General features: G+C 48.0%; 19 protein-coding genes. 4 read left to right on the forward strand and 15 right to left on the reverse strand.

Annotated elements, in window-relative coordinates:
- Nucleotides 1-10 precede the first annotated feature (10 nt).
- The 6 genes from ybeY to MJ611_RS05570 form a co-directional block, all read right to left on the reverse strand.
- Nucleotides 11-439: an rRNA maturation RNase YbeY gene (ybeY, locus tag MJ611_RS05545; protein ID WP_250428512.1), complete on the reverse strand. Its 429-nt coding sequence runs from the start codon at nt 437-439 to the stop codon at nt 11-13.
- Nucleotides 423-848, reverse strand: a complete 426-nt coding sequence (locus MJ611_RS05550; protein ID WP_250428513.1) for an ATP-binding protein — start codon at nt 846-848, stop codon at nt 423-425. The genes ybeY and MJ611_RS05550 overlap by 17 nt, the downstream gene beginning before the upstream one ends.
- A 30-nt stretch (nt 849-878) precedes the next feature.
- A complete protein-coding gene (locus MJ611_RS05555) occupies nt 879-4,193 on the reverse strand; it encodes a DUF4175 family protein (protein WP_250428514.1) in 3,315 nt (1,104 codons plus the stop codon).
- A gap of 120 nt (nt 4,194-4,313) precedes the next feature.
- Entirely contained in the window at nt 4,314-5,078 is a 765-nt protein-coding gene (locus MJ611_RS05560) for an exodeoxyribonuclease III (RefSeq protein ID WP_250428515.1), read from the reverse strand.
- Between the two features lie 100 nt (nt 5,079-5,178).
- Nucleotides 5,179-5,529, reverse strand: coding sequence for a hypothetical protein (locus MJ611_RS05565; RefSeq protein ID WP_250428516.1), 351 nt, complete (start codon nt 5,527-5,529; stop codon nt 5,179-5,181).
- Nucleotides 5,530-5,619: 90 nt separating this feature from the next.
- Nucleotides 5,620-5,973, reverse strand: a complete 354-nt coding sequence (locus MJ611_RS05570; RefSeq protein WP_250428517.1) for a carboxymuconolactone decarboxylase family protein — start codon at nt 5,971-5,973, stop codon at nt 5,620-5,622.
- Between the two features lie 90 nt (nt 5,974-6,063).
- Here MJ611_RS05570 and MJ611_RS05575 point away from each other — a divergent pair, with 90 nt between their 5' ends.
- Complete coding sequence (locus MJ611_RS05575; protein WP_250428518.1) at nt 6,064-6,750, forward strand: ComF family protein; 687 nt, start codon at nt 6,064-6,066, stop codon at nt 6,748-6,750.
- Between the two features lie 339 nt (nt 6,751-7,089).
- Here MJ611_RS05575 and gldJ read toward each other — a convergent pair whose 3' ends face one another.
- Together gldJ and MJ611_RS05585 are read right to left on the reverse strand one after the other, a co-directional pair.
- The gene (gldJ, locus tag MJ611_RS05580; RefSeq protein WP_250428519.1) at nt 7,090-8,331 is read right to left on the reverse strand and encodes a gliding motility lipoprotein GldJ; all 1,242 of its coding nucleotides are present in this window, start codon (nt 8,329-8,331) and stop codon (nt 7,090-7,092) included.
- A 63-nt stretch (nt 8,332-8,394) separates the two neighbouring features.
- Nucleotides 8,395-9,408, reverse strand: a complete 1,014-nt coding sequence (locus tag MJ611_RS05585) for a PorP/SprF family type IX secretion system membrane protein (RefSeq protein ID WP_250428520.1) — start codon at nt 9,406-9,408, stop codon at nt 8,395-8,397.
- Between the two features lie 114 nt (nt 9,409-9,522).
- On the opposite strand from MJ611_RS05585, the gene MJ611_RS05590 reads away from it, so the two are divergent.
- Together MJ611_RS05590 and MJ611_RS05595 are read left to right on the forward strand one after the other, a co-directional pair.
- The gene (locus MJ611_RS05590; RefSeq protein ID WP_250428521.1) at nt 9,523-12,540 is read left to right on the forward strand and encodes an AsmA-like C-terminal region-containing protein; all 3,018 of its coding nucleotides are present in this window, start codon (nt 9,523-9,525) and stop codon (nt 12,538-12,540) included.
- 258 nt (nt 12,541-12,798) lie between these two features.
- Complete coding sequence (locus MJ611_RS05595; RefSeq protein WP_250428522.1) at nt 12,799-13,587, forward strand: DUF4382 domain-containing protein; 789 nt, start codon at nt 12,799-12,801, stop codon at nt 13,585-13,587.
- Nucleotides 13,588-13,702: 115 nt separating this feature from the next.
- Here MJ611_RS05595 and MJ611_RS05600 read toward each other — a convergent pair whose 3' ends face one another.
- The 6 genes from MJ611_RS05600 to MJ611_RS05625 all read right to left on the reverse strand — a co-directional run bounded on the left by MJ611_RS05600 (nt 13,703) and on the right by MJ611_RS05625 (nt 16,483).
- Nucleotides 13,703-14,179 carry a DinB family protein gene (locus MJ611_RS05600; protein WP_250428523.1) on the reverse strand — a complete coding sequence of 159 codons (477 nt, stop codon included), beginning with the start codon at nt 14,177-14,179 and terminating at the stop codon, nt 13,703-13,705.
- Nucleotides 14,180-14,185: 6 nt separating this feature from the next.
- Entirely contained in the window at nt 14,186-14,575 is a 390-nt protein-coding gene (locus MJ611_RS05605; protein ID WP_250428524.1) for a DUF6970 domain-containing protein, read from the reverse strand.
- 138 nt (nt 14,576-14,713) lie between these two features.
- Complete coding sequence (locus MJ611_RS05610; RefSeq protein WP_250428525.1) at nt 14,714-15,088, reverse strand: diacylglycerol kinase family protein; 375 nt, start codon at nt 15,086-15,088, stop codon at nt 14,714-14,716.
- Nucleotides 15,089-15,163: 75 nt separating this feature from the next.
- Nucleotides 15,164-15,703, reverse strand: coding sequence for a peptide-methionine (S)-S-oxide reductase MsrA (gene msrA, locus MJ611_RS05615; protein ID WP_250428526.1), 540 nt, complete (start codon nt 15,701-15,703; stop codon nt 15,164-15,166).
- A gap of 37 nt (nt 15,704-15,740) precedes the next feature.
- Nucleotides 15,741-16,052, reverse strand: coding sequence for a peptide-methionine (R)-S-oxide reductase (locus MJ611_RS05620; RefSeq protein WP_250428527.1), 312 nt, complete (start codon nt 16,050-16,052; stop codon nt 15,741-15,743).
- Nucleotides 16,053-16,087: 35 nt separating this feature from the next.
- Nucleotides 16,088-16,483, reverse strand: coding sequence for a methionine-R-sulfoxide reductase (locus tag MJ611_RS05625; RefSeq protein WP_250428528.1), 396 nt, complete (start codon nt 16,481-16,483; stop codon nt 16,088-16,090).
- A gap of 515 nt (nt 16,484-16,998) precedes the next feature.
- On the opposite strand from MJ611_RS05625, the gene MJ611_RS05630 reads away from it, so the two are divergent.
- A complete protein-coding gene (locus tag MJ611_RS05630; protein WP_250428529.1) occupies nt 16,999-17,436 on the forward strand; it encodes a hypothetical protein in 438 nt (145 codons plus the stop codon).
- Nucleotides 17,437-17,588: 152 nt separating this feature from the next.
- On the opposite strand, the gene MJ611_RS05635 is transcribed toward MJ611_RS05630, so the two are convergent.
- Complete coding sequence (locus tag MJ611_RS05635) at nt 17,589-18,074, reverse strand: YdeI/OmpD-associated family protein (protein WP_250428530.1); 486 nt, start codon at nt 18,072-18,074, stop codon at nt 17,589-17,591.
- Between the last annotated feature and the right edge of the window lie 59 nt (nt 18,075-18,133).

Below are 18,133 nucleotides of genomic sequence, written 5' to 3' on the forward strand. Positions count from 1 at the left end.
CTTTTTGCGATTAAAATTTACGCAAAGATAAACAAGAATCTTCTTGTTTACGCATTTGTACCTCCTCTTCAGGGGATTTGTCTTTGTAGCCGAGCAGGTGGAGCACGCCGTGTATGAGCACGCGGTGCATTTCGTCTTCAAATGAGGTGCCGTGGGTAGTGGCATTGTCGCGGACACGATCTATGCTAATAAAAATATCACCTTCAATCGTGCCTTCTTCGTCGGCATTATCGAAGGTGATAATATCTGTGAGCGTATCGTGATCGAGGTACTCTACGTTGATCGCATGCAGGTAATCGTCGGAGCAGAAAACATAGGTAAGGCCAATAAGCTCCTGCTCGTGCTGCTCAATTACTGAAGCGATCCAATCTGAAACTTTATCTGGGTTTGGCAGCGAGAAATCTACATCCTCACTAATAAACTCAATTGGTTGATCCATTTGTTGCCGTCACAATGTTGAAAATCAGTTGTACCTTTTTGCCATTGTCGAGGAAGTTAACTTCATCGCACAGGTTGCGCATTAAAAAGATACCGCGGCCACCAGGGTTCTCCAGGTTCTCAGGAGCAGTAGGGTCTGGAAGACTCTCGTAATCAAAACCTGGACCTTCGTCTTCTACTTCGAACTTAAGTTGGTTTTGCTCTACCTGCAGGGTGAGGTATACAATTTTGTCTTTGTCGAATTTGTTGCCGTGACGGATGGCGTTATTTACAGACTCAGTTACGGCTACCATGATGTTGCCATAAATGTCATCTTCAAACTCGAATTCTTCCTTAGAATTATCGATAAAGCTCTCAATTACTCTGATGTTCTCAATTAAGGAAGGAATCTGAATTTTTACTTGATTCATATTACTTAGTTGGTTGCTATTAGGTGCTTGTTAATTGCTGATGTTCTGGAAATACTCGTTTACCTTCTGTTTATAGTATGGTGACAGTGCCGGTGGTACCGTTTTAAGTAGTTCCGTTTGTTTTTCTTTTGCCTTTATATACTTCTCAAATGATTTAGGAAGTTTGCGAGCGATATCCTGTGCGCTTTTTGCTTCACGCTTATTATCCAACTCCCGCTCCTTCGCTGATTTTTCTGCTTCGAGCAATCGCGTCAGTATTTCGCGCTGGCGCATGATGGTTTGCTCAGTTAACCGTTTATTAACGAGATCAGTCTCGCTTTGTTCCATCATCTTGCTAATATTTCCCAGATTGCCGTTTTTGCCGTTCTCTCCGGGTTTTTGGCCTTGTTTTTCCAGTTCTTTCAAGGCATTTCGCAAGGCTTCCTGCTCCGCAGCTAATTTAGCTAATTCTTCAGAGAGTGCCTTACCCGACTTGCCTCCTTTTTTCAATTCTTCAATTTTTTTGTTCAATGCATCCTGCATTTTTCCAAAATCTCCGGGCTTTGGCTTGCTCCCTTTCTGATTGCCGGCCATACTTCCCTGCATCTGCTGCATGGCCTGCTGCATTTGCTTCAACGCATCGTTGAGCATCAGGGCCAGGTTGTTCATACTTGTCATGGCCAGTTGCTGTTGCCCGGTTGCTTTGGGCACGTTGCGATCGCGGAGCTCCTGCATGCTGTTGTCCATACTCTGGTTCATCTGGGCCACCTCTCGGGTTACAAACGATTGTATCTGGAATACTTTCTTAGCCAATGCAAACAGGCTGTCTTCAATTACCTTAGCATTGTCGCGAAGGTTGAGCTGCTGCTGCGACAGTGTAATGAAACGCGGGTCGCTCTGGTTAACACCCCGGAACGATTTCATTAGCGACTCCTGGTCAAAAGAGAGTTTAATCAGGTTCTCGAGAATATCGCGGAGGTTGTCGAGGTTCTGCTGCATGCCGTCCATGCCCATGCTGCTCTTCATCTGCTCCATGTTCTGTGCCATTTGCTGCATCTTCTGCCCTGCCTTCTGCTGCGATTCGCTGGCTTTCTGGTTCTGCTGTTTCTGCAACTGCTCCTGGCTCTTCTGCATGTCCTGCTCTATACCTTGCTGGTCCTGGTTCTGCTGTTGCTCGTTCATCTGGTTTGGGTTCTCGAGCTTGTTGTTGAGGTCCTTGAGTTCCTCCATCTGCTTTTTCAGATCCTCAAATTCCTGTTTGATCTCTTGCTGCTCCTGCTGCAGTTGCTTGTTGTCTTCCTGTTTTTGGGCCGTTTTCTCGGAGAGATCCTTCTGCTCCTGGGCCATTTCTTTCAGCTTTTCGGAAACATTGTCAAGCTTTTGTTCGAACTGCAGTTGCTTAAAGAGCTCCAGAGCGCGCTCCAGTTCTTTTTCCAGGTTGCGTTCGCGGTTATCGAGCTTGCTGAGCAGTTGCTGCAGTTCCGGATCGTTTGGCCGTTGCTCCTGCAGCAGCTTTTCGAGCTCTTCGTACAGCTTTTTGGTTTCTTCATCCAGCAGGTTGTTCATCAGCTTCTGCAATTCCTGTGCTTTTTCGGCCAATTGCTTGTCCTGCTCGCTGAGCATGTTCTGCTTTTTGTTCAGCTCATCGAAAAGCTCCTTCATGGCAGAAATATCCTGCTCCAGTTGCTTTTTCTTTTCAACCAGGTCTTCGAGCTGCTTGCGGTCCTGCCAGTCGAGGTTGCGCTTGGTCTTCATCTTCTCTTCCGACCTCTCTAACTCCTCTTTCAGTTTCATGGAGCGCTCCAGCGATTTGCTCAGTTGGCTCTCTACAGACTGCGCGTTGTTGGCCAGTTCGCTTTCCATTTCTCTTTTGGAAGGTACCCGAAGTTCCAGCGTGCGCGTTCGGGCGCTCTTGTGCCCGTGCAGACCGTCGTTATCCCATACCTGAACAAAGTACTCCAGCCGGTCGCCGGGCTGCATGTTTAGGGCTGCTGTATTCCACTGGTAGTAATAAGTTTGGCTCAGTTGCTGTGGGTTCAGGGGCAGCGGCTTGCTTTTATACTTTGCCTGCTTCTGGTTTATGTCGTTGCTGATGCGGTAGTTGAGCGTGAGTCGCGTTAAACCATAGTCATCCGATACGTCCCCTCCTATCACCAGAAAACTATAAAGGGCAGTGTCCTGGAACTGCTCGATGCTGATCTGCGGGTGGCGGTCTGGAATGGTGGTGACCTGGTAGTCGATGTTTTCTTTGTTGCTGCTGTGCTGATTTTGCAGCTTTACCGTATAATTCTGGCTCTGGCCAAACTGCTTGCTGGCCCGGAAGGTGCCCTTATCGGCTTTGGCATGTATGGTTTGTACCGGATCTTCAAAGTCCAGTTGTATGCTTTCTGTTTCGGTAGCAGCAAAGCTCCACTTGATGGTGCTCCCCTCTGGAACGGTGGCATTGCCGGTATTCTGCACCACTTCAGGCTTCCGCTTCAGGTAAGCCGGATACACCAGTTCCATCCGGAAATCCTTCAGATTAGGACGCGAGAGCAGGTTCAGGTTATAGTCTTCAGACAAAAACCCGGAGCCTTCCAGCTGAAACGTAACCGATTTCTGCGGTTGCCTGAACGTATAGGTATATATGTTTTTGGCATCTTTGGTAAGCTTTTGCCTGCGACCGCTGTAGTTAATGTATACTTCGCTCGGTACCGCTTTGCCTGCTATGTCAACTTTCAACTCAAAGTCTTCCCCCCGATAGGTCTGCAGCGGCTCGTTGAGCACAATAAACTGGAAGGGAGCAACCGGGGCGTAATACTTTTTATAGTTGATGATGCGCTCGGTGCCCTGTACAAAAATGGCCGGATACACCATAGCAATAAGAAGCGCAATGAGGGCAGGTAGCGCGATATACTTCAGTAAGGGTTTGTTCTCTTTATACCTGACAGCCTCTGTAAAGCGAAACGCAGTCAGTTGGCTGGAACGCTGCTCAATACTGGCCGCAATCAGTTCGTTTGTCCGGTCAAAATCTCGGAGTTGGATGGCATTTACCAGCTTATCCCGAATTTCCGGATAATAATCGCCAATACGGAGAGCAGCCTGCTCGTCTGAAAGCAGTTTTTTCAGGTTAGCCAGGGCAGAGAGGGGCAGCGCAATCCAGCGTATAAATACGTAGAGCACCAGCGCCACAAAAGAGAAAAGCAAAAAGCCCCGCACGTATTGCGGGAAGTAGAACATGTACTCCAGCAAGCTGTAAACAATGTAAGTAGAAAGGAGCAGGCCAACAGCAAAAATGCTACCCCGCAACAACAGGTTGAGGTAGAACTTCTTTTTATAATCCTGGAGCTGCTTCAGCAAGGTGTCCAGTGCATCATACTGTTTCATGCGCTTACTCCTTTATATTACATGGTGCTTATACGTTGTAACAACCTTGGTCAGGATGTGGGTAACTTACTGCGTTTATACTTTACTAACTGTAGTATAATAACTACAAAGCATTATAGTTTAGTGTGTTAGGTCCAGCAGAACCGGGCAATGATCTGAGTGTTTTGCCTCTGTAAGTATGGCAGCCCTGTTCAGACGCTCGCGCAGGTTTTCGGTTACCATGTTATAATCAATACGCCACCCAAGATTTTTGTTGCGTGCGCCGGCCCTGTAACTCCACCAGGTATAGTTGTGCGGCTCGGTGTTAAAGTGCCTGAACGAGTCTATAAATCCGGAATCGATAAACTTGCACATCCAGCTTCGCTCCTCAGGCAAAAAGCCGGAGCTCTTTGCATTGGACTTGGGGTTATGAATATCAATGGCCTGGTGGCAAATGTTATAGTCTCCGCTCACAACCAGCCCGGGCAATGTCTGCTTCAGGTCGCCGAGGTAGCCGTAAAAATCGTCCATCCACTGGAATTTGAATTTCTGGCGGTCTTCCCCGCTCGAGCCGGAAGGCATGTATACGCTCATCACTGAAAAATTATCGTAATCAGCCCGGATCACACGCCCCTCGTTGTCGTAGCAGTCCATGCCACAGCCAATCGCTACATGGTTCGGCTTTGATTTGGAAAGTATGGCTACCCCGCTGTAGCCTTTTTTCAGGGCCGGGTGCAGGTATACGTTGTAGCCCATATCTTCGAATACGGCACGGTCAAATTTTTCTTCGCAGGCCTTGATCTCCTGCAGGCACAGCACGTCGGGGTTAGCCGCCCTCAGCCAGTCCTGAAAGCCTTTGGAAAGCGCAGCACGAATGCCGTTAACATTGTAAGTAATGATTTTCATATTTGTAAAAGGGATATTAGACACAGGACACAAGATCAAAGACTTTCTTATAATATTCCTTTATGTGTCTTGTGTCTAAAATCTTGAGTCCGGATTAAAGCTATTCTTGCTCGGCACGATCAAAGTATTCCAGAATGTGCCATTTGAGCATTTGCTCCTGATCTTTCAGGGTTGTGAAAGGAAGTGCCTTCACGGAGCGGTAATGCGGCCAGCCGTCTTCATCTACCTTTTCAAGTTCGTAGTAACCCGATAGGCTGAAGACCTTGCAGGTAGCAATGTGCATCAGGTCCTGTTTTTCTTCTTTGGTGAAGTTGCTGATGCCTTTGCCGAGCTCCTGTATCCCGATCAGAAAAAGGATGGCATTCAGGTCAGGCTTCTTTCCGAACTGCTTCATCATGAAAGCCCGCAGCTGTGTCCACCGGTGTTCAAGGTTCTCGGATGGTTCTATCATAATTTTTATTGTTGATTGTTGGTTGCTGGCTATTGATCATTTATTCCTGTAGAAAAACAACAATCAACAACCAGCAATCAGCAATTTGATTTAAGAAGCGCTCGGCTGGGCTTTAAGTTCCTCCCAGTACTCTACTGCTCTTCTGAAGTGTGGGATCACGATGGAGCCGCCCACGATATTGGCGATAGAAAATACTTCAAATATTTCTTCATCGGTTAAACCCTCTTCGTAGCACTTGCCCACATGGTATTTAATGCAATCATCGCAGCGCAGCACCATCGATGCTACCAGGCCCAGCATTTCCTTTGTCTTCACATCCAGGGCACCCTCCATATAGGTGTTAGTGTCGAGGTTAAAGAAACGCTTGATCACTTTGTTATCGTATGACATGATGCGCTCGTTCATGCGCTCACGGTAATCGTTGAATTCTTCTACTAAACTCATTGTTATGGTCGCTAATTAAAATAGTATGTATGCCTACTTGTTAAGGCACACGAAGTTACGAAAGATTATACTTAACTCCTTCGCCTGATTATGTTTGAAGACCTGCTTGCACTGCTTTTTCCGGAAACCTGCTATGCCTGCGACGGAGCTTTGGCGCGTGGCGAGAAGTTTATTTGTACGGATTGTAGTATAAAACTGCCATACACCGATTGCCACCTGCATGGAGCAACCGAGCTAAACCCGCTGCAGCGCCGTTTTTGGGGTAAAGTACCGGTGCGGTTTGCTTTCTCTTACCTGCATTTCCGGTCTAAAGGCAGGGTGCAGCGGCTGTTGCACCGGCTCAAGTATAAAGGTGCCCAGGATTTGGGCGAACACCTCGGCTTCCGTTACGGATCTCTCCTCTCCGACCATCACTATACTTCACAGTTTGATCTTATACTTCCGGTGCCGCTCCACCGAAACAAGCTGCGCCGGCGGGGCTATAACCAATCCGATAGTTTTGCCAAAGGTTTGGCGGAGGCGATGGAGTTAGAATGGAGCAGCAAAACGTTGGTACGTTTGGTAGATACTACTTCACAGACTAGTAAGAACCGGCTGGCGCGCTGGCAAAACGTGGAACAAGTTTTTCAGGTAAAATTTCCAGAGCGGGTAAAAGGCAAGCGCATCTTGCTGGTAGATGACGTGCTGACAACAGGTGCAACCTTGGAGGCTTGTGCTACAGTGCTGTTGGCACAAGGCTGCTCAGAGGTAAGCGTGGTAACGATTGCCGCGGCGTAGGTTATACTTAGGACATGCTTTTATACTCTGATACACCTGCTCCAGCCACCCCTGCCCATCTTTGCTAAAGGCGGTGAATCCGGCTGAGGCTGTACTTTACAAGTATAAGTTTCATCGCTGGAGTATAAACATCCCCCTGCCCCCTTCGAAGGGAAGCTTTCCGGCTACTGCTTCAACTGAAGTATACGTTTCATAGCGGCTGCCGTCAGGTGGACAGGTTGCGACCGTCCCTGCAACTAGTTTCCGGTTGCATAGCCTCACCTCTTACCTTAGCAAATAAGGTAAAAACAGAAAAGCCCGGCTCAACACCGGGCTTTTCTGGTAAAAAAAATCTTATGATTACTGGTTAGAACCAGCGTTAATCATCGCGCAACGGAAGCCGATAGTAGCTGTGGCAGAATCCTGAGCCATGTACCTTCTGGTACCAGGGGATAACCAGTAAGCTACGTCTTTCCAAGAACCACCTTTGTATACACGAACTTCGTCGTTGATCAGAGAGTGGTAACCTTCGCTGGAGTCATAGTTAGAAGAGTCATCCAGGAAGCCATCTCTACGGAACGGGTTCAGATCTTCTACATCCTGGAACGAAAGCGGACGGTAAATATCCTGTACCCACTCGTTCACGTTACCAGCCATGTTATACAGACCGAAGTCGTTTGGCGGGTAGCTGTAGATGTAGTCCGTGATCATTGCACCGTCGTTCAGGGCACCGGCAATACCGGCATAGTCACCGCGGCCACGCTTGAAGTTAGCCATGAACTTACCCATCTGCTTGCCGTGCGGGTTACGCACCTGGTGACCATCCCAAGGGTAAAGTCTTCTGTTGTTCTGGTTTTCGTCTTCGGAGTACTGCGTACCGATCAAAGCCTGGGCAGCATATTCCCACTCAGCCTCTGTTGGGAGACGGTAGTTCGGCAATACATAGCCAGATTCTACAGATAATGCAGTGCCTTCGGCTGGAGCTGCTTCAGCAGCATCTTTCTTTCTGCCAAAAAGGCCACCTCTTTTTTTATTGCCACCGGTTGCTTCTTTCGCCAGGGTTTCGTTCACCTTGGCTGTACGCCAGGTACAGTAGTCGTTGGCCTGCAACCAGCTAACACCTACTACCGGGAAGAAACGGAAGCCAGGGTAGCGCAGGTAATACGTTACATAAGGGTCGTTAAAAGATAGCTGACGGGACCAAACAGTAGTATCAGGCAAAGCAGCCTGGTATACTTCCGGTAAAGAGTCAGCTTTCAGGTAGTGCAGGTACTCCAGCCAGTGGATGTTAGCCACCTCGGTCTCATCCATGTAGAATGAAGCTACTGTTACCGTACGCTCGAGGTTGTCGCGCGTCATGGCAACATCTTCTTCCATAGAACCCAGTGTTGTACGACCGCCTTCTATAAACACCAGACCAGGAGCCTGAGGGAAATCCTCGTAGTCTTCTACCTGAAATGCTTTTTCGTCCTCGTTGTACTCTATACCTGTGGCCGAGCTATAGTCGCCAGGGTCAGTACTGGTAGGGCGTGCGTCCCTGGAGCATGATGCAAGGAGAAAGCCCCCTACAACCACAGCAGATAAATACTTGAAAAGATTCATAAAAATGAGACCTAATTAGATAAGGTTCTTGTAATGTAGTTTAACGTGCAATTATAATTAAAATCAGAATGCCGGACAAACAATGTTTTGTATTATTTTATCTTTAAATCTGTTTCCGAACAAATGATTGAGGTCTATTTGTTCGAACACGAGCGAAACTTCGTTAGCACCACCCGCCTGCCTGCTGATTCCCTGTAGCCCTACATCGTGGCTGAAGCCTATTTTTAGCTGTTCGATCTGTATGCCTGCCAAAAGTGCAAGTACCTGGTCCTGATCTGTTCCACCTGAAACCGGTACTCCTTTATATATTAATCCTAACGAAACAGGAGTATAGATAGTGTATAGACCCAGGTCTGTTCTGCTTAAATTTTTTTGATGCGTGTAGGTAATGGCCGGAGTAACACTGAATTCAAAGAATTTCCCCTGCGACTGTGACGTACGGGCATAAAGTTTATACCCTGCGTTGGCCGTGAAGCGGAGCGGGAGTTCTGTTTTTTGGGCAAAGCCGTAAGATGGCCTGTTCAGGTGAGCTGCCGTTAACCCAAACCAGAACTGTTCGGAGTATACCAGCCCCCCTGCCGTGAAGCTGATGTAACTTGTCGGCTCGAAGGTATTGGCTTCGGCGGAGGTTACCGCCACCACACCGTTATCCGAGAGTTGGTCGCCAAAAACGAGGTTGTCATAATTTACCCGCAAAGAAGCTATTGAGCCCTGCAGGCCTGCAGAAAAAGCCCATTGATCGGTGAGCCTGGTCTGGTAAGCATACTGGGCGCCGGCTTGTAGTTTCTGAAGCCCGCCAATGCCTGCTCTATCCTGCTGCAGCAACAACCCAACTGCACTTTTGCTGCCCGTAAAGCGGTAGTCTGCAGTAAGCTGATTAGTTATGAAGGAGCCATTAAGCGCAGGCCACTGGCCGCGGTGCGCAGCCGCCACGCTCCACTCGTGGTTAAGCCCGGTAAAAGCAGGGTTCAGGTACAGGCGGTTGGCATATTGCTGGGTGAAAAAAGCATCCTGGGCCATGGCCGTAGCGGTCCCTAAAAAGAATAGGAAGCACAGAAACGCTTTTTTTACGGACATAGTTATACTTAAAAGCACCGCTTAAATTTAATAAAACACAGCTTTATCAGAAACTGCATGGTTTTCGCTATAAAATATATAGTTTAGCTTTACCGAACCGAATAACCAACCCATATGAAAAAAGTAGTAATTGGCTTCTTCATTTTTCTGGCGCTACTCTTTGCCGCAGCAGCGTTGGTGCCCTTCCTGTTCAAAGATAAAATTAAAGAAGCCCTCGACAAACAGATTGCTAAGAATATAAACGCAGAAGTTACCTATAAAACGGAAGATGTGAGCCTCTCCGTATTCCGCGATTTCCCTAACGTGTCGCTGAGTGTAGCTAACCTCACCATTGCCGGCAAAGACTCTTTCGCCACGGATACCCTTGCCCGGATACCGGCTTTCCAGATGGGCCTGGACCTGATGAGCGTTATCAGGGGCGATGAACTGAAAGTGAACAGTGTAACCCTGGACAAACCGGTCATACACCTGATCGTGCTGAAGAGCGGCAAAGCCAACTGGGACATCTTTATACCGGATACTACTGTGGCTGAAACAGACACGGCTGCCAGCGATTTTAAAATGGCTATCAAGGAGTGGGACGTGAACAACGGTACCCTCTTCTACGACGACCTCAGCATTCCTTTTGGGCTGGCTGGCTACAATGTTAACCACACCGGCAGCGGCGATTTCGAGAAAAGCGTGTTCGACATGACCTCCCAGACAACTGCCGACCGCTTTACCATGACCTATGGCGGCGCGAACTACATCGAAAATGCCAAACTCAATGCAGATGTAACGATGGCAATGGACCTGGAAAAGTACCTTTATACGTTCAAAGACAACAACATCCGCATCAATGAGTTTCCGTTCCAGTTTGCTGGCTCCATCCTGATGCCGGAAGAGGACATTGACCTCGACCTGACCTTTAAGGCTACCGAAACAGATTTCCGCAACGTGCTGTCGGTGGTGCCAGGCATGTATACCGAGAAGTTCAAGGACATCAAAACAGAAGGTAAGCTAAGCTTCGATGGCTACGTAAAAGGCCGGTTTAATGATACTTCCATGCCGGGTTATGGCACCGAGCTGAAGGTGATCAACGGAATGTTCAAGTACCCGGACCTGCCACAGGCTGCCCGCAACATCAACCTGGACATGCGCCTGGATAACAAGGACGGCAACAACGAAAGTATGGTAGTAGATGTGCGCAAGCTGCACCTGGACCTGGGCAAGAACCCGGTAGATGCCCGCGTGCTGGTAAAAGGCCTGGAGATTATGCAGGTAGACGGCAACGTGAAAGCTAATTTAGATCTGGATGAGATAACCAAGGTGTTCCCTGTGGAAGGCATGACCCTGCGCGGCCTGCTGAAAGTAGACGCTGACGCCAAAGGTACCTACAGCAAAACAAGTATGCCTGTAGTAGATGCCGACCTGCGCCTGACCAACGGGTATGTGAAGTCGAAGGATTTCCCTGCCCCGATCCAGAACCTGAACATGGTTGCCAACGTCCTCAACAAGACCGGCAACACCGACGATACCCGCATCAACGTGGAGCGTTTTAATATGACCCTGGACGGCGAGCCGCTTTCAGGCAGAGCCCTGATAACAGGTATAGACAAGCCCGCATTCGATTTCGATATCAAAGGCATACTCGACCTGACCAAACTAACCAAGATCTTCCCGCAGGAGGGCATGACCGTTTCAGGTAGAATAAATGCCAACGTGGCGGCCAAAGGAAAGATGAGCGATGTGGAAGCCGAGAAGTATAACAACATCAGGGCGAACGGAACGATGGCCATCAGCAACCTGAACTTTGTGAGCACCGACATGCCACAGGGTATAAAAGTAAACAAAGCCGATGCGGTGTTCAACAACGAGCGCATCGAGATCAAAAGCCTGAGTGGTTATTTAGGCAAAAGCGATGTGCAGGCCAATGGCAGCATCTCTAATTACTTAGGCTATGCCTTGGCTGATAACCAGTCGTTGCGTGGTACTTTCAACCTGAGTTCTAATAACTTTAATGTGAACGAGTGGATGGTGGACGAAAACACCGGAAAGCCGACAACGGCTACCGCAGAGGCAGAAGGTGTGGTAGAAGTGCCTGCTAACCTGGACCTTACCTTGAACGTGAACGCCAGGCAAGTGCTCTACGATAACCTGAAACTCAGCAATGTGAACGGAAAGGTAAAGGTGAAAGATAAAGTGGCCCGGCTCGATGGCATCACGTTCAGCACCTTGGGCGCAACGTTTGCCACCAGCGGCAGCTACAATACCCAGAACCTGCAGCACCCGCTGTTTGACATGAAGCTGGATGTAAAAAACCTTAACTTTAAAGAAGCTTTCAATGCGTTCAACACGATCAAGGCAATTGCTCCGATAGCCGGTTTGCTGGACGGTACGTTCTCTACCAAGTTTAACTTCAATGGCGAGCTTGGCCAGGATATGGTGCCGATCTTCAAAACACTGGATGGTTCGGGTATTATTCAGGTACTGCGGGCTGCGGTGCGCGACGTAAAAATTATAGATAAAATAAGCGCGTTGACCCACTTCGACGAGCTGAAACATCTGGTAGTAGAAAACCGCTACATTGATGCCCAGATCATTGACGGCAGCCTCGTAATAAAGCCATTCGATATGGAAGTAGGAAATATCAAGATGACCGTGGGCGGAACCAATAACATCAACGGCAACATCGATTATGTAACGGCCTTGAACGTACCGGCCGGCAAAGTAGGAAAAGAACTGAACAGCCGCCTGGCCAGCCTGATCGGTAACGAGCAGCTGAAAGGCTCGGAGCGAGTTACGCTTAATCTGAACATTGGCGGTACCCTGGCCGACCCGCGTGTGGGATTGGCGGGCGGCAGTGCCAAAGGGCAGGTAAAGGACCTGGCAAAAAGTATAGTCGATAACAAAGTGAATGCTGCCAAACTACAACTGGAGCAACGCAGGCAGCAGATGGAAGACAGTGTGAAAAACGAGCTGAACCGAAAACGCCTGGAAGCAGAGCAAAAGGCAAAAGCAGAACTGGATAAGAAACGCCTGGATGCCGAGCAGCAGCTGAAACAAAAGGCTACCAAAGGGCTCAATGACCTGCTAAAGCCCAGAACAAAACCAGTAGCCAAACCAGATACGGCAACAACAGGCAATAACTAAAGTACACTAACCTTGTGGCAATACTGGCCACAAGGTTAGTGTACCGTACATCTTCAGCATAAAAGCCGGCAGGTATACTATCTGCCGGCTTTTATTTTTGTTTTGCTATATAACAATCTATTTCTATTTGCCGTTTTGCTGTCACGGGTGCTCTAAAAATCAAAGCTCCTGAAAAAAAGTATAGCAAAATCTGAATCTTCATGTAGTCTTCATGTTCGGTACAGATATTTGCTATGTAACTTATAACAATCAAACCTTATGAAAGCAAGATTTGTAATTCCTTTACTGTTGAGTGGCCTGGTATGGTTCAGCTCCTGCGACTCAGATTCAGACAACTCAGGTACAGCCAAAATGGAAGTTCGCATGACGGACGCTCCCGGCGATTACGACGAGGTGAATATTGATATTAAATCTGTACAGATCAGCGTAGAAGAAGCGGATAGCGAATCTGACTGGATGACGCTAGACCAGATACACCCGGGTGTTTACAACCTGCTGGATTTTGCCAATGGCCGCGACACCCTGCTGGCCAGCGCAAACCTTCCTGCCGGTACTATCTCACAGATCAGACTGGTGCTGGGCAATAATAATACCCTAAAATTGAAAGACGGTACTGTAGTGCCATTGAAGACACCAAGTGGCCAGACTTCAGGCGTTAAGCTTACTATAGATGCAGAGCTGGAAGAAGATGTTACCTACATGGTGCTGCTGGATTTTGATGCTGCCAAATCGGTTGTGGCAAGAGGCAACGGACAGTATAACCTGAAGCCGGTAGTGCGTACCATTACACAGGCTATTGCCGGAGGTATAAAAGGCAAAGTAACGCCAGCCGAGTACAAGCCAGGCATCTACGTTATCTCTGCAGCGAACGACACCATCGGTGGCTTTGCCAACGAAAGCGGCGACTTCCTGATCAAAGGTGTACCGGCAGGTACTTACACCGTGAAGTTCTATACCGAGAACAACGAGCACGACAAGACAGTTGAGAACGTAAGCGTATCACAGGATCAGATCAAAGACCTGGGTACTGTTGAGTTATCTCACTAAGAGCGAAAGCAGATACAATACACAACTTTTAGGTAAGTGTGTAAACAAAAAGGAGCCTCCCGTTACGAGAGGCTCCTTTTTGTTAATCTAAAGTATAGCGTCTGCTGCTTTTGTCTTAATACACCTGGCCCATCAGCTCGCGCACATAGGTTACATAGTCGGTGTTTGGAGGTGTGTGGCCGTTCTTGCGCAGGTCGGTAGCTACCTGGGCGCGGTGGTAGGTGGCATGGTTAAAGGCATGCGTCAGAATATCCAGCACGCGGGTGCTATACTTGTTGCCCTGGCTGTTGGTATAATCGATCAGGCGGTTGAATTCTGTTTCGTCAGCCTTGGCAGCGATCTCGGCCAGCCTATAAGAAGTATTTTTGTGCAGTTCCTTCAGCTGCTCCAGGTTGTGCTCCTGCCATACTTTTACCGGGCTTTGCGTGTCGGTGATGCGGGCAATCCAGATAGCCTGTGCATTGAGTGCGTGGCTTAGTAAGCGCGCAGCATTATTTGGCAAATGCGGCAGGGTTTCAAATACATTTAACATGGTCTGGTTTGCCCAGATGTTATATTCCGAAAGGTTTTTTAATACGTCGTTTCCAGTCATCTTTATTTAGCTTTCTCGTTTATCTTCCCAAATTAGAGTTTCATTTGTACGTTTTTCAAAAAAATCCGGGCATTTACCGTCTCCTTTACCCGTAATGCCGCCATCAGGCTCGCATAGAACATCTCCCTTTACATTAAATAATTTGCTGGGGATATCGCAGCAGCGGCCCGTGAGGTAATATACCTCCTGGTTGTTGTAAGTATAGCGGTAGATCTTGGCCGGTGGGTTGGCTGGCTTTTCTTCCTGCAGTTGCTGGATCAGGGTAGTAAGCCACGGAGCTAGCTGTTGATCAGCTGGGGTGCTGGCAGGTACTGCAGGCGCCGATGGAAAAGGCTTGCAGGCTTCTGCCATACTTAGCAGCAACAGGAGCGTTACCCAAACTGTTAATTTTTTCATAGTTGTGGCGGCGGTTTTTAAAGGCGCAAAGGTACATAATAATTCAGTTAAGAATCATCGCCCTGAAAGTATGAGTTAGAGAGAAGGAAAAGGAAGTGTACAGGGTTACCGTATAGCTAAGATTCTTTGATGAAAAGATCAACTCTGCAGATAAGCGATAACGTAAGGCAGGAAAATAACCAGACCAATTATAGCTGCTGTGATAGCTGCCACCAGTACGGCCCCTGCTGCCAGGTCTTTGGTTTTGCCAGCCAGGGGGTTGTGCTGGGGCGATACCAGGTTGGTAAGCGTTTCGATGGCAGTGTTAAATATCTCGGCTGTAATCACCAAGCCTATACTTCCGGCCAGCAGGCACCACTCTGTTTTTGTTACATCAAACACAAAGCCTGCTATGATTACCCCCAGCGCCGACAGCACATGCAGCTTCATGTGCGGCTCGGACCGCACAGCAGAATTGATGCCTTTAAAAGCGAACCGGAAGCTGTTGTAGCGTTTCTTGAAGTAGCTGTCCAAGCAATTACGAATTAATAATTACGAATGTTGTGGAAAGTTGGAAATCAGGAACGAAACACAAAACACGAAACACGATCAACTGTACTCCGGCTTTAGTTTGTCTTTAAATACTTTCCGGAACTTGTCTACTTTAGGGCGCACCACGAAAGCACAGTAAGGCTGGCTGCCGTTGTTGATAAAGTAGTTCTGGTGGTAGTTCTCGGCAGGGTAATAATTGCTGTAAGGCTCTATGGCGGTTACGATCGGGGCGTCGAAAGCACCGGAAGCATCCAGTTCCTGTTTATACTTTTCGGCCAGCTGCCGCTGCTGCTCGTTGTGGTAAAAAATAACAGAGCGGTACTGCGTGCCTACGTCGTTGCCCTGCCGGTTTAAGGTTGTTGGGTCGTGTGTTTCCCAGAAAACCTGCAGCAGCTGTTCGTAGCTGATCACATCAGGGTTGTAGGTTATTTGCAGTACTTCGGCATGGCCCGTAGTGCCAGAGCACACCTGCTTGTAGGTGGGGTTGTCCACATGGCCACCTGCATAACCCGACTCTACTTTTTCCACACCCTTTAGTTGTTGAAAAACAGCTTCTGTGCACCAGAAGCATCCGTTCCCGAAAGTTGCTATTTCCATTGGTTGTATCTTATTTGTAGTAACAGGATGTCCTGTTTTATACTTCTGTATGTTTTAGTGCTGCCGCATTGATGCAGTAGCGCATGTTGGTTGGTGTTCTGGCATCCTCAAACAAATGGCCCAGGTGCTGCCCGCATTGGCTGCACAGCAACTGTATGCGATGCCTGCCATACGTGTTCAGCGGGTTGTGCTTTACATTGTCTCCTACCTGAGACCAGAAGCTGGGAAAGCCGGAGCCGACATCAAACTTTGTTTCTGCTTCGAACAACACGTTGCCGCACTCAGAGCAAGTATAAACGCCGCGCTCCTGCTGCTTGTTACCCGATACCTTGCCTCTGTGCCTGAACATAGTTGCCATGAAGGCAGATGCCCTGCTGCTATACGTTATTTCTCAAAATCTTCTACCGGCACAAACGTCATCGACAGGGAGTTTACACAGTGGCGGATGTTTTTAGGAGTAAGGTACTCCCCTTCGAACACATGGCCCAGGTGCGCGCCACAGTTGGCGCAAACAATCTCGGTACGGCGTCCATCCGGGTCGGGTATGCGCTTCACGGCTCCGGTTATTTCGTCGTCGAAGCTTGGCCAGCCGCAGTGCGACTCAAATTTGTATTCGGAAGTATAAAGGGGCGCATTGCAGCGCTTGCAAAGGTATACGCCTTCGCCTTTAAAGTTATTGTACTTGCCCGTGCCCGGAAACTCGGTGCCTTTGTGCACGATAATGCGCTCTTCCTCGGATGTAAGCTTGTTATACTCTGATGGGTCTTTTGCTATTTTCATTTGTTTATACTTCTGTTATTGCGATTTTATACGTGTACTTCTCAGAACAAACAAAGGCCCAAAAAGATTTGACGTGACGAAGTGGCACATACATTCCTTCATCCTTCCGGTTTCCTCCTTGTAGCTGTTGCATGTTTTTTTCAGGCAGGCATATCTAGCTCTTCTATTGTCTAAGCTTCTTCCGTGGCAGGCTTGCTAACAGAAGTCGCCCTGCACCGCAGGCTTGCCTGAGAGCCGCCAGACTTCCAGCGCTGCAAAGTTATTCTTGGGTATAACATAAGCTGCCGCTCTCTTTCATAACACAAGATGCGCTTCACACTTGTTTTTGCTCCGTTCACATCAAAAAATTGATACAAAGCCACTTATAGTCCCTTCGGAAGAACAAGAGCGGGAGGAACACCGTTCTCTAACAAATAAGCCATATTCTTAAGCCGATAAGTACAAAATAAGCCTGATGATTGACTAAGTCAATAGAACCTGTATGTAATTATTTTTCATCTCAAAAACTAAGTGCTATGAATTTTCAACCGATTTCCTTCTTTAGAAACTTGTTTGGTGTAAAAGATCAACCTTCAGGAGGCGGAGAACCAAAGCAAGTAATCATTACAGCTTCTTCGCAGCCAGAGGTGTTGCAGAAGAGAATGCAGGAAGAAAAGTTGTCACATGGTGAAACAGTGACTGCAAACTTATCTCCTGTGCGTCTGGAGAAAAACCGTGATAAGATGGTGCTGTACTTCTGCCCAATGAGGTCGATTGAGGTTCTTGAAACGGTTACTACCGGAGATGGAGGCAGCATACCAGGACAGGCAAAAGTAGAAGGGTTAACCATCCCTAAAAACTTAAAAGCCGGCTTCTACAAACTAAAAAATGTGACGCTGACCTCGAACGGAACAATGCAGGTAAAAGCAACAGAAAATACCATTTGGGAAGCTGCAGCTTACGAACTGTACTGATCTGATGTAGTAATACTAATACCGCAGGTATAAAGCCTATCCTGCGTTAGATTGAAAAACAGCTAAGCCATAGTTCTGGTTATCCACCAACCTATAGCTTAGCTGCTTTTTCTTTTATAGAAGTATGGTTAAAAGCTTTTTACCGCTTCCGATTACCTGTCGTGCAGCTTTTGGTGGTTTAGCAGCTTGTGTATAGTTTGAACAATGCGCTCTACTTTCGTTTCGTCGGTTTTGGCAGAGTAGATCCAGTCTACAAAGGCTTTCTGCTCGCTGTCGGTGCAGTTTAGGAATTTCTCATAAGCGGCGGGTTCGTCTTTCAGGCACAGCAGCAGTTCTTCGGGCACTTCCTGCGGTGTGCTGTCGGCGTAAAGTATAACCTGCACCCAATCGCCTGCCTGTTTCTTTATCTTCTTTCGTATCTCCGCCTTTACCGGCAGAAAAAGCTGACCGTTTCCCATCGGCATCAGGTGGTAGCCTTTTAGCTGGTAGCCGTCTATACTTCCTTTCACCCTAACCCAACCGAAATACGCGTGCTTATCCGGCGCTATCTCCGGTATGGCCGCATAGGTCCAGCCGCCTTTGCCGGGGAATTTCTCCAGCAGGTAGGGTTTGTTGATGAGTGGTTGCTCGGTGGCCATACTTAAACTAAATGCACTGACATCCTACCAGGTCTACTTCTGCATACCACAGGTAAAGG

It is taken from the genome of Pontibacter ruber, from assembly GCF_023630205.1.
Taxonomy (GTDB): Bacteria; Bacteroidota; Bacteroidia; order Cytophagales; family Hymenobacteraceae; genus Pontibacter; species Pontibacter ruber.

Bases quoted from the DNA above. Each gene is read 5' to 3' on its own strand.
- ybeY (WP_250428512.1), bottom strand. From the start codon at position 439: ATGGATCAACCAATTGAGTTTATTAGTGAGGATGTAGATTTCTCGCTG.
- MJ611_RS05565 (WP_250428516.1), bottom strand. From the start codon at position 5,529: ATGATAGAACCATCCGAGAACCTTGAACACCGGTGGACACAGCTGCGG.
- MJ611_RS05550 (WP_250428513.1), bottom strand. From the start codon at position 848: ATGAATCAAGTAAAAATTCAGATTCCTTCCTTAATTGAGAACATCAGA.
- MJ611_RS05635 (WP_250428530.1), bottom strand. From the start codon at position 18,074: ATGGCCACCGAGCAACCACTCATCAACAAACCCTACCTGCTGGAGAAA.
- MJ611_RS05555 (WP_250428514.1), bottom strand. From the start codon at position 4,193: ATGAAACAGTATGATGCACTGGACACCTTGCTGAAGCAGCTCCAGGAT.
- MJ611_RS05590 (WP_250428521.1), top strand. From the start codon at position 9,523: ATGAAAAAAGTAGTAATTGGCTTCTTCATTTTTCTGGCGCTACTCTTT.
- MJ611_RS05595 (WP_250428522.1), top strand. From the start codon at position 12,799: ATGAAAGCAAGATTTGTAATTCCTTTACTGTTGAGTGGCCTGGTATGG.
- MJ611_RS05570 (WP_250428517.1), bottom strand. From the start codon at position 5,973: ATGAGTTTAGTAGAAGAATTCAACGATTACCGTGAGCGCATGAACGAG.
- MJ611_RS05575 (WP_250428518.1), top strand. From the start codon at position 6,064: ATGTTTGAAGACCTGCTTGCACTGCTTTTTCCGGAAACCTGCTATGCC.
- gldJ (WP_250428519.1), bottom strand. From the start codon at position 8,331: ATGAATCTTTTCAAGTATTTATCTGCTGTGGTTGTAGGGGGCTTTCTC.
- MJ611_RS05605 (WP_250428524.1), bottom strand. From the start codon at position 14,575: ATGAAAAAATTAACAGTTTGGGTAACGCTCCTGTTGCTGCTAAGTATG.
- MJ611_RS05630 (WP_250428529.1), top strand. From the start codon at position 16,999: ATGAATTTTCAACCGATTTCCTTCTTTAGAAACTTGTTTGGTGTAAAA.
- MJ611_RS05620 (WP_250428527.1), bottom strand. From the start codon at position 16,052: ATGTTCAGGCACAGAGGCAAGGTATCGGGTAACAAGCAGCAGGAGCGC.
- MJ611_RS05560 (WP_250428515.1), bottom strand. From the start codon at position 5,078: ATGAAAATCATTACTTACAATGTTAACGGCATTCGTGCTGCGCTTTCC.
- MJ611_RS05585 (WP_250428520.1), bottom strand. From the start codon at position 9,408: ATGTCCGTAAAAAAAGCGTTTCTGTGCTTCCTATTCTTTTTAGGGACC.
- MJ611_RS05600 (WP_250428523.1), bottom strand. From the start codon at position 14,179: ATGACTGGAAACGACGTATTAAAAAACCTTTCGGAATATAACATCTGG.
- MJ611_RS05625 (WP_250428528.1), bottom strand. From the start codon at position 16,483: ATGAAAATAGCAAAAGACCCATCAGAGTATAACAAGCTTACATCCGAG.
- msrA (WP_250428526.1), bottom strand. From the start codon at position 15,703: ATGGAAATAGCAACTTTCGGGAACGGATGCTTCTGGTGCACAGAAGCT.